Source organism: Chitinophaga sp. 9-1-y, assembly GCF_059511905.2.
Genome location: NZ_CM197955.1, coordinates 5,556,909 through 5,573,759, shown reverse-complemented (window position 1 = coordinate 5,573,759; position 16,851 = coordinate 5,556,909). Strand labels below are relative to the sequence as shown.

Below are 16,851 nucleotides of genomic sequence, written 5' to 3'. Positions count from 1 at the left end.
TTTGGTTGATATGAGAAGTTGTTTTTTGATCAAATTATATCCTTCCTGGTTATTCTCTATAAGAAATTTTTCAATTCAAAAATCAACTTTTTGGCGGTTTTAAAAATGAATGAGAATGAACAAGAAAAATTAAAACTGAACGAAACTGAATACTTCTTTTCGAGATAGTCGTTGTAAATTTATGCTGGGTTAACAAACATGTCATTCGACGGAATACTCGAATGACTATAAAGATGTAACAGGCAACCCTTTCCAGGGCAGCTTTCGCTCACATTAATAGTTAACGAAAAAAGCCGTTCTTTTTAGAGCAGCTTTTATTTTTTATATAGTTTGGATATACCCAGTTATATAAATACGGTCATCATTCGCTTCTATAGCTTTGTGCTTTTAGCTTTCGGCTTTCTGCTCCTCAAAGGAACAGGTCCTTCTGTAATTTCCCGCCGGGAACAACCGCATATTTATCGAAGTTGGTGATGCCAGCAGCCTGTAATACTTCTTCATCAATAAACGTGTGACCCGTATAAGATGCAGGTTGCTGCAGTATATATTCTACTGCATCTGCCAATATATCGGGTGTACGGCTTCTGTTAATAAGGGCTTCTCCACCCAGCAGGTTTTTTACCGCGGCAGTAGCAATGGTGGTAGCCGGCCAGAGGGCATTGGAGGCAATATGATGGGGAGCCAGCTCAGCGGCCCAACCCAACGCCAGCATGCTCATGTTATACTTGCTGATGGTATACGCCACATGTGGGCCAAACCACCTGGGATCCATATTAATAGGAGGGGATAAGGTGAGAATATGTGGGTTATTACCTTTTTTGAGATAGGGAAGGCAGTGTTGCGTAACCAGGAAAGTACCCCGCACGTTGATATCATACATCAGGTCGAACCGTTTGGCGGGTGTTTGTTCGGTGTTGGTGAGTTGAATGGCGGAGGCGTTGTTGATCACCACGTCTATCCCTCCAAATTTTTCTACTCCCAGTTGTACGGCCTGGGCAATTTGTGCTTCTTCCCGGATATCTACCTGCACTGCCAGGGCTTTGCCGCCGGCCTCTTCCACTTCTTTGGCAGCAGAGTAAATGGTACCTCCCAGGCGCGGATCTTCTTCTACACTTTTGGCGGCAATAATGATATTAGCGCCTTTGCTGGCGAGTCGTAGTGCGATGGCCTTACCAATGCCACGGCTTGCGCCGGTAATAAGGATGGTACGTTGCTGAAAAGACATAACCCTTGCTTTTTGCGGTGAATAAAGAAAAGGAATTTAAGGATTCTTTCTCTCTTAGCAAAAAGCAAGGGTTATTTTGAGGGATAGAAGGAAAAAAATAGCGGGACTAAGACTAGTCCCGCGAGTCACCAACCTAAAAAATCAAAAGGGGTGATTAAAGTAAACTTCATTGGGCATTACGAACGGTGATGAAGGAACAGTTAAAATATGTTTCAAAAACTTTGATGAATTCTGCGGCATTTCTCATGGCAACAGATTTCGCAATTTCTTTCGCGGAAGATTTAGTGGACACGGTCAGGTGAAATGCATGGAGCATTTTACGTTGCCTGTCAAAGGCTTCCATGCTGATCTGGAAGGTGTTTTCAAAGGCCGCATGTAGCTCTTTCGCATTTACATCGAAGATGTAGGCAATTTTCGCCAGGTTAAACTGGTCTTCCACATTTTTGTTCATATACTCCACTACATCTTTCAGGATAGCTTCCATTTCATCGGAGTTATACACATTCGGGAGATGAGCAATGCTGTCCTGGTTAGCGAAGTTGATAAACAGGTCCAGGGAGCATCTGTAAAGGAATTTATCCGCCAGTATCCCGATATATTTACAATCCGTAATTTCTTTGATCAGGTAATTACATACCAGGTTTATTTTATAAGGCCTGTTTTGCAATGGTCCGCTACCGGCCATGAGTTTTTTCTTTGCCAGTTGTGCCAGCTCAGGATGCAGTTCACCCAGTGTAGGCAAGTCCTTTGGCAGCACATTGATGTGGAAGCTGATCATTTCATCGCCTCTTTTCAGAGGGGCTTCATTGAACAGGGCATTTAATTTAAACAGGTTAACCTCTTTGCCATTGAGCGGATAGCTGCCGTTTTGGGCTATCTCTGCTTTGGTGGAGCCGTGGGCCATAAAATGTAACACCACAATTTCCTTACAGGTAACGGGCAATAGTTTAATGGCTTCCATGGCGTAAATTTCGTGCATCCAGATAGTAAAGATACCCAGCCGGATACACTGGCAAACCATGTCGAAGTCGTAATCTCTGGTGAAGAACACTTTTGAAGCAGGGATGATCAGGTGTTGGTACTCTTCTGGAATCTCCTCAATCGGCGTGTAGTTTTTGTCTTCAGTTTCGATTCTCAGAATTTTCTCGGGGAGTTTTAACTTTCTTGGCGTAGCCATAAAAACAAGGTTTTTTGAACTTTTAAATGTTTGTTTTCCGGTGCCTGCGATCTTCTGGGCTAATGAATAAGTTTTCATAGGACAGCAACAAATTATTTCAATCGGCTGTCAGTATTGTTTCTTAAAGTGTGTCTTTTAACGGTTATCCTGGTTGTACTTATAATACACTTGTTATATTTAAATCGTACTATAACAATCTTTTTTTGAGGTAGTACACTAATGATACACCATTAAAATCCCGATCGTACTATAGTCATTAAACTTTTTTTGAATTTTTTTGGGATGCTGGATGGAAGCGGATCATATTTTAAATATTTGTATCAGTTTTAGAAAAAAGGTCACTAACAAGACTATTAGCGACGTTCCCATATGAGTGCACATGGGGCGTAAACCAATCCGCCCACATGTACCGCGTAATGTGTTTAGTTATTTGTAGGCCAGGTTGGCTGGCCGGATTTCATTTTTTGGAGGGCATCAGTATATAATTTTTCGTCTGGCGCGCCTTTCTTTATTTGCAGAGCCTTCTCTTCCCATTTAATAGCTTCGGTGGATTGATTAAGTTTATGAAGTATGTTGGCGTAAGTATCATAGGCTTCAGGATCTCCCTGATACCAGTTCTCCAATGAGTATTTCATTACTTGTGCAGCAAATTCCAATATTTTCGGATCATTTTCATGTTCGAATAAGAGCCAGGTTATATTGTTAATATAATAAAGGGGATGCTTTAATGCCTTTTGAAAATATAATACATAGTATTTTGAGAAGTTTTTCCAATCTTTAGGGTCCGGTCCGAAGCCACAATAGATCATACGACTGCCATAACCATATTCTTCACCAAGATCGCCATATTTATCTTTTAGTTTGGCAATAATTGCGTCCCAGTCTGGGGGTATTTTTGAAGTATAAAGGGGCGTTATTTCTTCCTCTCCAATTATCTTTGTCAAGAGCTTCATAGCCGTAGTGGCCCCCAGTACTTCATCGACTTTTTCCTGGTTTTTTAAGAACAATCTAAACCCCTTGTCTTTACTGGTAAACATTGTTTTTGACAGAAATTTTAAGTTTTCTTTTGAGAAGGGGGTAGTTAGTTGAGCAACATAGTCGTTACCAAATTGAGTTGTTTTAGCCTGATCTTTTTTACGGACAGAAATAAGTACCAGTCTTCTTAAAAGCGCTGAGTCGCGTTTACCGCTATTATATTCGTTCAATAGCTGTTCATAACGATCATCATTGTCATTTACATCTATGTTTGAGGCAATAGTGAAGTTAGGGTCCAGGTTAAATCCATTCGTTTGGCTTACAAATGGTTGGTTAAGCACCCTCAACTCATTAACAGGAATTTTAATAATGGAGCGATCATAGGTGAGTAAGCCATTTTCCTCGCCTTCTACATCAAAAGGCTGTGTATAGATGGAGGCGCTCAGACCGTCTTTTTCAAGTTCTTTTAATGCCTGCATCATATGGGCATATTTGGCCTTCAAGTCGGCAGGTGTTACCTGCACATATCCCCAACCTTGCATATCATCCCATTCGTGTCCGGGAACGGGCACCCCTACACCTCCAAACTCACCCAGTACCCTGGCTTCGTTGGGCTTCGCCGGTGCCATTCTTGGTTCAGGATAGGAATGTACGTCGGTCATGTCACTGGATACCCAGGGATTGTTGGCTGGCTCACGTAACTGATTATCCACGTATAATAATTCACCGGAATGCCCATTGACTATTCTGCTGGGATCATTCTTTTTAACCCATTCTGTTAACCGTTGTTGATCGTAAGCACCCCAGCGTTCATTGAACAGTACCCAAGTGATGATACTGGGGTGGTTATGTAATTGTTCCATGGTTTCTGCCACTTCCTTTTCAAAGGCAGGCTTGGAACCAGGTCGGAGGTCCTGTGAAGGATTGACGAAGTCCTGCCAAACCAGCACGCCTGTTTTATCGGCATGGTAATACCATCTTTCTGGCTCAATTTTGATATGTTTCCGGATGGTATTAAAGCCAAGGGACTTAATTGTTTTAATATCAAAGGCCAAAGCCTCATCTGTCGGCGCCGTGTACAGCCCTTCCGGCCAGAACCCCTGATCCAGAATACCCAGGTTGTAAGTGTATTTATTATTCAGGAAAATACGATCAGCTCCTTTCTCATCTTTTTGGATGTCTATTTTGCGCATACCAAAATAGCTTTTCACCTCATCAATGGGTTTGTTGTTTTTTAATACCCTGACAGTAAGGTCGTATAAGAAGGGATCATCCGGGGACCATAGTCTTTCGTTAGGAATGTCAATGGTAGAAGACAGGTCATTTCCTGTAATTGTTTTTTTGCTGCTACTAACTATCTTTCCATTGGCGGAAGCAATAATTTCAAGTGTGGTGTTATCGGTCTTGCCAATCGTGTTGATATCTATATTTAGCACGCTTTTATCTATATCCGGGGTTGCTTTCAGATGACTGATATGTGTAGCCGGCACTGTTTCTATCCATACTGTTTGCCAGATGCCGCTGGATGGAGTGTAATAGATGTTGGCAGGATGAAGTACCTGCTTGCCATGGGGATTTGGGCCCTGATCGGTCGGATCATATACTTTTACCAGTAACTCATTGTTACCGGACTTCAGAAAATCGGTAATATCAAATGAGAAGTTTTGATATCCTCCCGTGTGCTCCCCAACCTGTTTATTGTTTATATAAATAGTTGCCTGCCAATCTACAGCGCCAAAGTTTAATAATACCCGTTCATTGGATTTTGTTGCTGGTTTTTGTATGCTTTTTTTGTACCAGAGCCGTTGTTCGGGCATTAATGGTTTTTGTACCCCAGAAAGAGCAGATTCTATTGGGTATGGAACAAGTATTTTTCCATCAAACTTAGTGGGAAATGTAGTAATAGAATCGGTAATGGTATACTCCCACAACCCATTGAGGTTTTGCCAATTATTCCGCTGTAATTGTGGCCTGGGATATTCTTTCAGTGCATTATCTGGACGGACTTCTTTCGCCCACCTTGATTGCATATGGATGGGCGCCATTTGGTAATTGTTAGATTGTTGCTGGGCATAACAATGAAAAATCATTAAATTAGCTAACCCCGTCAAAATAATTTCTTTCCGCATTATTTTATTATTTAGTCAAATAGTGGTTTAAATACTGGTTATGGTAGTAATAAATTCCCTCTGCAAGTCACCTGTTAGTAGCCTGGATTTTGGGTGAGGTTTCCATCAAATTGGATGTCAAGTGGCGGAATGGGGTATAGTTGCTTGCTTGTATTCCAGGTTCCTCCCTTTAGGGGGGTGACTACTCTCATCACAGCATCGACCATTTTTGTTCTTTTTAAATCCAACCATCGGTGCCCCCATTCTGTGAATAACTCTACCTGTCTTTCATGGTAGATGGACTGTAGTAAACCTGATTTGTCATTTAATGTGGAGGCCTTCAGCCCAGCCCTTTCCCTAATCGCATTTAAATCTGATCTGGCATCTGCCAGATTATCCATTTGTGCCCTAGCTTCAGCGCGGATTAGATATTGTTCTCCCAGCCGCAATACAGTGTTGTATTCTGTTGGAACTCCACCTGAGGTAAGTGTATCAATTTTGTATTTATAGGCGAAGTAATAAAGACCATCAGATGTGGTCAGAGTATCAACCCAATTCTTTTTTCGTTGATCATTAGGTTCAAAACTGTTAATTAATTGAGAACTGAGATATACCGGGGTGGCGCTCGACAAACCAGTGGCAGGGATAATATAAACTTTTGCATCTTCTGAAGTATAGCTAGCATTTACGGGCTGAAATTGCCAGATGGATTCTTTGCTGTTTTTCAAGAAGACATTGTTTAGAGAGTCTAATGAGTACGCGCCGGAGTTAATGACATCGTTGGCCTGTGCTTCCGCATTTTTCCAGTCTCCAGTATATAAATAGCTCCTAGCTAAAAGTGAAGTAGCAGCCCATTTTGTTGGTCTGACGTGCTCTGGCGTTTTTGTTAAAAGAGTGCCATCCAGATAATTAGGAGATAACAATGATTTGGCATCTGAGAGATCGGTAATAATTTGTTGCCAAACCTGTGCTTGTGGAGTGCGAGACATTACCTTATTTTGATTATAATCTGTTCCCAATATAAGGGGAACATCCCCATATAGATTTATCAGGTAAAAATAGCAGAGACCTCTGATGAATTTAGCCTCTCCTAACAGCTGTTGTCTTACTGCCGGGGTTAAAGAGTTTGTATTATTGAGACCCTCAATGGCACCATTTGAAGTATAAATTTCGTTGTAAATAACAGACCAGAAGCCAAAGATATTAGTGGGTATCCGATTTTGATAATAGGATTTTAATTGGTTATCTGCATATCCGGTGTAGAATGTTAGTTCATCTGAAGAAAGACCGGTTATAAATCCTACAGAATTTAGGTCTGTTCCAACTAAACCACGTGAACTTATTTGAGTATATATAGAAGTAATTACTGCAATAGCTGTTGCATCATTAGTATAAACATTTTTAGCGCTTATAGCAGTAGTAGGTGCATTTACCTCGACCAGTTTCTTACAACCTGTGATAGCCAAAACAGTATACAGGTTTATAACAAGCAAGTTGATTGCAATTGGAATTTTTTTAAAGTATCGTGTCGATGTCATGATATTTGTTTTACTTATTGGCAATGATATTAGAGCGTAACCTGTGCCCCAACAGATACTGTTCTTAGCGGCGGTAAAGAGAGCCCGGTGGACTCGGGATCTAGCCCTTTATAACTGGTAATCGTTAATAAATTTTGAACATTCAAAAATAATCGTGCATTCTGAAGTCGTATTCTTTTCTTCCAGGAATCTGGCATTTGCCAGGAGAGAGATAGATTTTTTAATCTTATATAAGATGCATCTACAACAAAGGCATCACTACTCTGAATATAACCTAAGTTACCGTTGACTCCTGTACTAAATGGTTGGCGAGTAGCATGATCACCAGGCCTCCGCCAGCGATCTAGAACACTTGTTAATTGATTGTTCATTCCTCCCATAAAATATCCAGGATATACTCCTCCCAAGCCATAAGAAGAATTGTCTATACCCATTTTTTTAGTAAATGAGAAGAAAACATCTAGTGAAAATTCTTTGTAGGTGAAGGTATTTTGAAAACCGCCATATAGTTTGGGCTCAAAACTGTATATAGCTGTCGCATCGGCTGGTGCGGAGGGAGTATAAGTAAGATTGCCCTTTGCATCTTTGAATTGATATTGGCCAGTAGTATCATTTACCCCAACATAATTAAAGAATGTACGGATTGAAAGGGGCCTCCCTATAAAAATGGAATTGTTTTTGTCTTGCCCTTGGTAAGAAAGGATTTGGTTCTTTGGAATAGTTATGTTAAAACCAGAGGACCACGAAAAGTGCTTGGATTTAATATTGATAGTTGAGAGTGTTATTTCCCATCCAGTATTTTGAATAACTGCAGGGAAATTGGCCGTAATTCCGCTAAATCCTGTAATACTTGGTAGTATAGTTGATATAAGCTGATTAGACGATCTGTTTTGATTATAGTTTACACCGAGCAAAATTCTATCCTTGATGAACCCGAGATCTAACCCGAATTGCAGTTTTTTAGTTTCTTCCCATTTTAAATACGGATTTGTTATGCGTGAAGGCATGAGCCCGATTAAACCTTGGTAAGGAATGCCACTGACAGGAACTGAATTATAGATATCCATGAACTGATAATCAGGAATTTGGTCGTTACCAGTGGTGCCATAGCTTGCTCGCAGCTTACCAAAGCTTATAACGGGTATGTGTGACTGGAAGAATTGCTCTTGTGAGAATATCCATGCACCCCCTACAGAACCGAAATTATGAAACTGGCTCTTGGGACCGAATCTGGAGCTACCATCCCGTCTCGCATTAATGTTGACTATGTATTTGTTTTGCCAGTTGTAAGATATTCTACTATAAACAGCATTGTATTTGTAAATAGCATTTTGAGTGGTTCCATATAGCTGTGGTGCGGATCCCAGGTCCTCCATTACTAATTCATTGTTGAAGCCAAGGGCTGTTAGACTTTCCTGATCACTGTTTTGTTGAGTAATAGTCGTCCCAACTAAGACCTCTAAATCACCTCGGCTAATTTTTTTTAAGTACTGTATCTGAGGCTCTACTATCCATGAACCTATTTTGTTTGTTATAAATTGTGTATAGTTGGGATAGTAATGCCTATACTCCGGAGAAATAATGGACTTGGGGGTTTTGACGATTTCTTTAGTCAATAAAGTATTGTATCCAAAACTACTTTTAATGATGAGACCAGGTATGATTTCATAGCTCAGAATTGCATTGCTGATTAAATTGCTCGTTTGATTTTTACTTCTTTGAGCAATCAGAGCGAGCGGGTTTTGTGAAAAAGTGCTGCCACCAGTGGCCTTGGGTTGCCAATTAATCTCGCCATCAGGAAGAAAAGGCTCAGGTGCCATAGGAGCCAATGATAGTGCTGCATTCATTAGGTCTGTTAATGGTAATTTATTATCATCAAAAACAAAGGAGGACGTAAATTGAATTTTGAACTTTTGGTTTGCGGAACTACTATTTAGATTTACATGCACGGATCCTTTGGTATCTGAGAAAGGACCTGGAAATACTGTTGTTTCCTTATGGTATCCGGCTCCAAATAAGTATTGAGTTGTTGTATTGCCTCCCGATACATTGAATTGAGCATCGGTATATTGTGCATTACGTCCGACTAACCTTTTTTGCCAATCCACATTACGGGTTGTATCCCACGAACCGTTTAGGTCGTAATCGCCACTGGATATAGAGCTATTATCATTTTTTATAGCTTCATGTCTCATGGCCAGATATTCTTTTGTATCTAATGCATCTAATTTTTTCTGAATGTGAGACCATCCACTTTGGAAAGTTAGCTGTACTCTTGTGAGGCCTGCCTTGCCTTTTTTTGTGGTGATTAATACTGCACCATTAGCTGCTCTAGAACCGTAGATTGCTGTAGCATCAGCATCTTTCAGTACTTCGATACTCTCAATGTCTGCTGAATTAAGATAATTAAAAGGGCTGCCACTAATACCAATACTCCCAGAGGTTCCGCCTATTGTATTGTTGGTTGATAGTAATTGAGAAGTGAAAGGAATACCATCCACAACATAGAATGGGTCGTTCCCGCTGTTTATACTATTCACTCCTTGTATACGTACTTTTACCCCAGCGCCGGGTAAGCCAGTTGCTTGCTCAATAAAAATGCCTGGCACCCTGCCTTGCAATGCCATTAGCGGGTTACTTACTGGCTGTTTCTCGATGTCAACGGCCTTTAAACTGCTAACATTGCCAGTACTTAATCTCTTGGTAGTAGTTCCATAAGCAATAACTACTTTTTCATCCAGTATGTTGGTATGTGTATTCAACTGAATGAGCATGTTTTTATTTTCACTGCTTATTTCTTTTGATTCAAATCCGATGGAACTAAAGACAACAATTGATCCCTTTTTTACATCTGACAATCGAAATCCTCCATCGGAATTTGAAATAGTACCATGTTTAAGGTCATTTTTTAGCTTTACAGAAGCGCCTGGAATGGGGTTGCCATCTTTGTCAATTATTTTTCCAGATAAGTCAAAAGCATTTGACGTGGTATCCGATTTTATGAATGAAATTGGATTTTTCATAAAGAGATCAGATTTCTTAAAAATGAGAATATGATGATCTGTTAATGAGTATGTCAAATCTTTTTTGTCATTAAGGAGAAAGGTCATTACCTCGTTAATTTCAGTTTGCCGAAAGTTGACGCTCACTTTCTTTTTATCACTGAATTCTATTTCAGGTAGATTAGTATAGATGGTAATGCCGGTTTGCTGTTTTATTTTTCGGAAAACAAGTTCTAGTGGTATATTATTAGCTGATATAGAGACCTTTTGTATCTGGCAATTGGAGATGCCCAGTACAGGACTGGCGTAATAAATGCAAATCAGCATGGCAATTATTAAGCGCCCTTTACGATGATCAGAAACCCCGAAGGCAATGATGTTCATATAGTACCGTTTTATTAATGTTTTTTGCAAGAAAAATTAGTTGCTGCCTATTAAGTACACTTGACGAGAGCGATCCGTACTAGAAGTTTTCATTAACATATTATTAAAATCTTCAGTGTCCTGTTATTTTATGTAGGGATTTATATGTTTCCTGGTACTTTAATTAATGAAGAAGGGTATATCTAGTAGTATTTATCTGGCCGAAGATGTCTATTGGGGGACAAGGCCTACTTTAGGAATCTATGTAATATAGATTTGCTTATGACTGCAATATGGTTTCATTATTATTAATTAATTTATGGTTTTAATTTTTAATATTATATTATTTAAAAACCCAACAAATAATTCATTGATGAAGAGGTCTTTTTTTTTAATGCTTTTTTTGTTATTATTCCTGACTGGTATTAAGCTTGTTAATGGACAAGTAGCTGTTACAAATAACCACTCATACCCAATACAGACGCCAAAGCCTGTAATAGATACTTCGGTTTACGGAAAATGGACGCAAGTAGACGATGCTCAGATAAGTAAGAATGGGGCATTTATATCTTACGTTATAAAAAATGACTCAATGACTAATAGCTTTGCGACAATCTTAACAGATGGGAGTGGTCGTTGGCAGAGAAAATTAAATCACATTAAAGATATTAAGTTGACGGGAGATAGCCGGTTAGCCGTATACTTGGTCAATGATACCCTATTTCTCGTTAGGTTAGGTAGCACAGAAGTGGAAAAAATACCCAGTGTCAATTTTTTCTTTACATCTGAGAATGGAAAAGGTGAATGGATTTGTTTCAAACACAAGACGTCTGATAGCCTCATTGTATATAATACCCATTCTGGAAGTAAGAAGAAGTATGCCCCCACCAGTAGTTCTTATTTTTCGGAAGATGGTGAAAGTTTGCTACTTCAAACAGATGATGGCACGAATAATGGCCAATCAGTAAGTTTCTTGGATCTCAATAATGGGAAGTTGGTTAAAGCCTGGAAAGGTAAAGGTTTAATTAGCACTCAAATGAATCCGACTGCCAATCTCGTTGTATTTATAGTTTCAGATGGTGTCGGTAGTGGGAAATCTATGTGGTTTTATGACCGGAAAAAGGCGCAAATGAGTTTATTGGTGAACAGCGCGACTCTAAAGATGGATAGTTCATGGATATTGGAAGACCGTGTAGAATTTAGTGTTAGTGGAAAGTACGTTTCTTTTTTTGCTCGGAAGTTGGAACAGGATGTAGTTAATCCGGAAACTCAGAATTCCACTGTGAATATTTGGAGCTATTTGGATATAAGACTGCAGTCACTTCAATTGAAGAATGAACAAATACCTCCGGTACAGTCATTTGTCATGAATCTGGATAATCGTCATGTTGACCAGATATGTAACGAGAAAGAGTCAATAATATCTGCTAGCCGGGATAATGATACATATGTACTACGAAAAGTTGCGAATGATATAGATGAATTCGAGACATATTGGAATTCAGCCGGGCAAAGAACTTATTATGTAAGATCAATTAAAGATAATAAGAATGTGTTGTTGAGACAGGGTAAATACGACTTGGTTTTTATTTCTCCTGAAGGGAAGTATGTTATTTATTACGATAATGAAGCATCTAGTTATTTTAGCTATGAAATGAAAACGGGAATTTATCGGAATATTACATTTGGAATGAATGTCGCCTGGAATTTTCTTTATAGAGAGGATGCTTTTATTGCACCACGAGGTGTTTGCGGATGGGGACAGGAGGATGCCTGGTTATTGATTTATGACAAATTTGACATTTGGAAAATAGATCCGTTGGGAATTAAACAACCAGTGAATTTAACAAATGGATATGGACTGCAGAATTCCATTGTTTTCAATATTTCTTTTCTCAAGTCTTCTGTCCCAGTATTTTCAGAAACAGATAAACTTATTTTAAGCGCAGTTAACATACAAAATAAGCAGAACGGATTTTTTCAGAAGGTGATTGATAAAGTTGGAAATCCTGAGTTGTTAACAATGGGAAATTATATTTATCAACTTGTCGACAACCCATATTTGTATCAGCCGCATTTAGAGCCGATAAAGGCAAAAAGCGTGAACGCCTATGTTGTTTCAAGAATGAGTGCGACAGAGGCTCCTAACTATTTTTTGACAAACGATTTTATACACTTCAAACAATTGAGTTATGTATCCCCGGAAAAGAAGTATAATTGGTATCGTACAGAACTGCATGCTTGGGAAAAACCAGATGGTAAAATAGGGCAAGGCGTACTTTACAAACCTGAAAACTTTGATTCTTTAAAAAGGTACCCTATTATATTTTATTATTATGAGAAAAAATCATTTTCATTGAATGAATATTTAATTCCAGAAAATATTAGCTCGGGATGCAACATCAACATACCAACATATGTCAGTAACGGATATCTTGTGTTTACCCCAGACATAGACTATGTTATCGGCAACCCTGGGGGGAGCACTATGGATGCAGTTGTATCTGCAGCCAACAATGTTTCCCGACTTTCTTTCGTAAGGAGTGATAGAATGGGAATTGGGGGATGTAGTTTTGGAGGATATGAAACTAATTATTTAATTACGCATTCAAATCTATTTGCAGCTGCCTATTCTGCTTCATCTGTTTCAGATTTAGTGAGCCAGTATAATGATGTTCCGACTCAAGGACAAAGTAATCAAACGTATTATGAGAGTGGGCAAGGACGTATGGGGGTTTCTTTGTGGAAAGATCCGGATAGATATATTAAAAATTCACCTATTTTATATGTTGATAAAGTAACTACCCCCTTGTTAATAATGCATACAACCAATGATATTGGCATACGTTTTTCTCAGGCGCTCGAACTATATACCGCATTACGTCGATTGGGTAAAAAAGTTTGGTTGCTGGAATACACAGATGGGAATCATGGTGTTTGGGGTAAATCGGCAGAGGATTATTCTATACGCTTGAGCCAATTTTTTGATCATTATTTAAAAGGAAAGGCAGCACCTAAGTGGATGACTAGAGGTATCCCAGCTAGATTAAAAGGAATAGATAATGGGTATGAATTGGATTCGGTTTTAATTATTCCTGAAAATGGATTATTAATGCAAAATATTCAGAAGTAAATATATTGAGTACCTAATTTGACCTCAGAATAAGTATCGATGTGTAGAATAGAAGAGTTATAAAAAAAAGCAGCTGATATGATTCAGTTGCTTTTTCGTAGATTAATGGAAGCCTGGTATTAACACCTGACAATTGCTACTTTTTAAGGGGTTAATTATAAAACATTTTATAAAGTAGGAATTACTGATATAACGGGACAAGGCACGTTGATAGATGCGGTACTGGCTTTGATCGTTCTAACCCCACCGGGACTGGCGGTAAGGGTATACGTTGTAGGTAACTCGCAAACGGTGGCCGGAGAACCGGAAAGCATTGTTGTTGTATCTAAATAGAAAATGTGTTGTTCTCTATTGGCTTTATATGCTAGCGCACCACCGGCAATTGTGACCGTGAACAACAAGGCTAAAAAAATTTTGCTTTTACGCATAGATGCTCCGCTTTTTAGAACCCAAAAGCTAAGGTTTAGTTGTTATAAATTAGTTGTTATAAAATTAAGTAATTGATATACGTGACCTGGCTATAATTTGTAAAAATTGATTTTAAATATATAGAAACGGAACGATATAGAGTAAGGGTATTGTTCTCGAAGATAGGTTAAGGTGCTGTAACTTGGCTTCAGTGCATTTGTTAAATCATCCGGCTGCAGTGTGAATACAGTTTTAGTATTTAACTTAAAACTCCTCCTTTGGTGTCAAAAGAATCTGGAGGTGATGTATGAAATATATTATATTACTATTGTTCATATTTGTATCTATAAATGGGAAAACGCAATCTCTCATAAACCTTAAGAGTATTACATCCACAGTTCGTTCTAAACCCCCTTTGGATATTAGCAATTTGAAAGATTGGATAGACGTAGCTTATTTGAAAATTAGTGATGATGGAAGATATTGTGGGTATGTCATAAAACAACAGGAATCAACTGACGGGATATTGGTTTTAAGGAGTACTGAGAAGAAATGGGAAATAAAGTCTGCAATTAAAGGATATTACTTTTTCCTAGATAGGCTTGATAAAGTAGTTTGGATAAATTCACATGACAGTTTATGTCTGGTTACTTTGGGAAGATTTGACATATACTATATTCCTGGTGTTTTGTCATTTTGGATTAACGGTGACCATATAACATACCAACCAAAAGATCCCAGTAAAGGAATCGTCTTTGTTGACCCTAAAGGAAATTTAAGATCAACGGAAAAAGATGAAAAAGGTACATCACTTGTAGAGAGTAAACGAGGACGGTTGATTTTGCGAAGGGAGGGGTATAAAAGCCAGCTATTTATCAAATCAAAGAATAGAGAGTCACAAATATGGAGCGGGGGAGAGATTAATAGTATTGTTAAAGATAATAATAAAAGCCAGGTTGCTTTGGTTTCTAAAGAAGCTACGAATGTTATATGTTATTGTAAACTGAGAAATGGTACTATAGACTTTTTAAATATACCATTGGATTCCACTTTTTTTTTTGAAAGTTTATCATCTTTCAGTAACAATGGGGAGTACTTATTTTTGAATTTGATTGAACGTATTCCTTCTGAAACTCGAAGAGAATCTGCTTTAAATGTTTGGAGTTATATTGATAGCAAACTACAAGCACAACAAGTAATGGAGCAATCTGCAAGACATTATACCGGCGTTATACGATTATCTGATTATCATTTTTTTAGATTAGATAGTGAAAATGATTGGTTATTTCTACCTAAGATACAGGATTCAGTAGCATTGGTACGTCAACAGGCTGTAACAGTGCCTGCAGACGAAGTGAATTGGAATATTCATAGCGAATATTCATGGTATCTTATATCAATGAAGGATAACAGAAGAATGGAATTAGCAAACATAAAGCAGAATCGAATTGTACAAGTATCTCCTTCTGGGAAGTATGTAGTGTATTACGATAATAAAGAAATGAATTATTTTATTTACGAAACAAGGAACGGATATAGACGATGTTTGACTAACGGGATCAAAGAAGATTGGTTAAAAGGAGGGCAGGAGGTAGGCTATGGTCAGTATATTGCTGCTTGGGGAGAAAATGATGATTTTATCCTGCTATATGGGATGAGAGACATCTGGCAAATTGATCCTACAGGATTAACTCTACCGATTAATTTGACTGAGGGATATGGAATAAAACATAATGTCGTTTTCTTCCTAGCATTAGATGAGTATATGTATCGGGGAATTTCAGGAGGTGAGTCACTCCTGTTAAGTGCCTTTAATCTGGATACTAAGGAAAATGGCTTTTATAAGACAAGGATTGGCGCGAAACGGAGACTTGATTCATTAAGTATGGGGCCCTACGTATATGATATTAGAGAAAATAAATATATTCCATCAGGCATGAGCTATGCCCCGCTTAAGGCGTTAAAATCAAATAAATTTATTGTAAGAAGGATGAGGGCAAACGAAGCTCCAAATTTTTTCTATACCACAAATTTTCAAACATTTAAGCCGTTAAGCAATATTCAGCCTCAACAAAATTACAACTGGTATACTACCGAGTTGCATGAATGGAGATCACTTGACAGTTCTAAATTGCAAGGAGTTTTATATAAGCCGGAGAACTTTGACAGTACGAGGAAGTATCCGGTTATCTTTCATTATTATGAAAAAAAATCGGATGCTTTGAATGTTTATTTGAAGCCTAGTATTCTGGATAATGGTTGTGATATTAACATTCCTTACTACGTTAGTAATGGGTATCTTGTATTTTGTCCAGATATAAGATATCAAGTAGGAAATCCTATGAAGGGAACTTATGATGCTATTGTTTCTGCTGTGAAGTATGTAATGAGGATGTCATTTGTTGATACGCAGAAAATTGGAGCCCAGGGCTGTAGTTGGGGAGGGATACAGACAAATTACATTATTGCACACACTAGTTTTTTTGCAGCAGCATGTTCTGCCTCTGGGATTGCAAATTGGGTAAGTGGTTATGGGGGATTAGCAGGAACGGGTGAAAGTATGCAGGGAATATTTGAAGTAGGTCAGTTTCGGATGAATGGAACGCTTTGGGAGAAACAAGAGACGTATATAAGTAATTCTCCTTTCTTTGACGTTAGTAGAATAAATACTCCTTTATTGTTAATGCACACTACGAAAGATATGATCTGTAACCTATCAGATATGCAAATTTTTTTCAGGTTGTTATGCAATGCCGGGAAAAAGTCTTGGTTTTTGCTTTATGAAGGAAATCATGGAGTTTATGGCAAGGACGCTGAAGATTTTAGTTTGAGAATGAAGCAGTTTTTCGATTATTATTTGCGTGATTATCATGCACCGAAATGGATTACCTCCCCAAGCAGCGATAAGAAATGATTTTTTTA

At 38.4% G+C, this 16,851-nt stretch carries 8 protein-coding genes; 2 read left to right on the top strand and 6 right to left on the bottom strand.

The features are described from left to right. Window positions 1–409: 409 nt before the first annotated feature. The 5 genes from AC5ZC7_RS21920 to AC5ZC7_RS21900 form a co-directional block, all read right to left on the bottom strand. Window positions 410–1,225, bottom strand: coding sequence for an SDR family oxidoreductase (locus AC5ZC7_RS21920; RefSeq protein WP_496158909.1), 816 nt, complete (start codon window positions 1,223–1,225; stop codon window positions 410–412). A gap of 166 nt (window positions 1,226–1,391) precedes the next feature. Continuing rightward, window positions 1,392–2,402, bottom strand: a complete 1,011-nt coding sequence (locus tag AC5ZC7_RS21915) for a hypothetical protein (RefSeq protein ID WP_496158910.1) — start codon at window positions 2,400–2,402, stop codon at window positions 1,392–1,394. 422 nt (window positions 2,403–2,824) lie between these two features. Next, window positions 2,825–5,407 (bottom strand): glycosyl hydrolase 2 galactose-binding domain-containing protein, encoded by a 2,583-nt coding sequence (locus AC5ZC7_RS21910; RefSeq protein WP_496158911.1) that lies wholly within the window; start codon window positions 5,405–5,407, stop codon window positions 2,825–2,827. A gap of 173 nt (window positions 5,408–5,580) precedes the next feature. Then, window positions 5,581–7,023: a RagB/SusD family nutrient uptake outer membrane protein gene (locus tag AC5ZC7_RS21905; RefSeq protein WP_496158912.1), complete on the bottom strand. Its 1,443-nt coding sequence runs from the start codon at window positions 7,021–7,023 to the stop codon at window positions 5,581–5,583. Window positions 7,024–7,052: 29 nt separating this feature from the next. Then, complete coding sequence (locus AC5ZC7_RS21900) at window positions 7,053–10,409, bottom strand: SusC/RagA family TonB-linked outer membrane protein (RefSeq protein ID WP_496158913.1); 3,357 nt, start codon at window positions 10,407–10,409, stop codon at window positions 7,053–7,055. A gap of 298 nt (window positions 10,410–10,707) precedes the next feature. On the opposite strand from AC5ZC7_RS21900, the gene AC5ZC7_RS21895 reads away from it, so the two are divergent. Continuing rightward, window positions 10,708–13,521 carry an alpha/beta hydrolase family protein gene (locus AC5ZC7_RS21895; RefSeq protein ID WP_511911270.1) on the top strand — a complete coding sequence of 938 codons (2,814 nt, stop codon included), beginning with the start codon at window positions 10,708–10,710 and terminating at the stop codon, window positions 13,519–13,521. Window positions 13,522–13,688: 167 nt separating this feature from the next. Here the strand turns inward: AC5ZC7_RS21895 and AC5ZC7_RS21890 are convergent, their stop codons facing one another. Continuing rightward, a complete protein-coding gene (locus AC5ZC7_RS21890; protein WP_496158915.1) occupies window positions 13,689–13,949 on the bottom strand; it encodes a hypothetical protein in 261 nt (86 codons plus the stop codon). Between the two features lie 287 nt (window positions 13,950–14,236). On the opposite strand from AC5ZC7_RS21890, the gene AC5ZC7_RS21885 reads away from it, so the two are divergent. Then, complete coding sequence (locus AC5ZC7_RS21885; protein ID WP_496158916.1) at window positions 14,237–16,843, top strand: prolyl oligopeptidase family serine peptidase; 2,607 nt, start codon at window positions 14,237–14,239, stop codon at window positions 16,841–16,843. The last annotated feature ends 8 nt before the right edge of the window (window positions 16,844–16,851 follow it).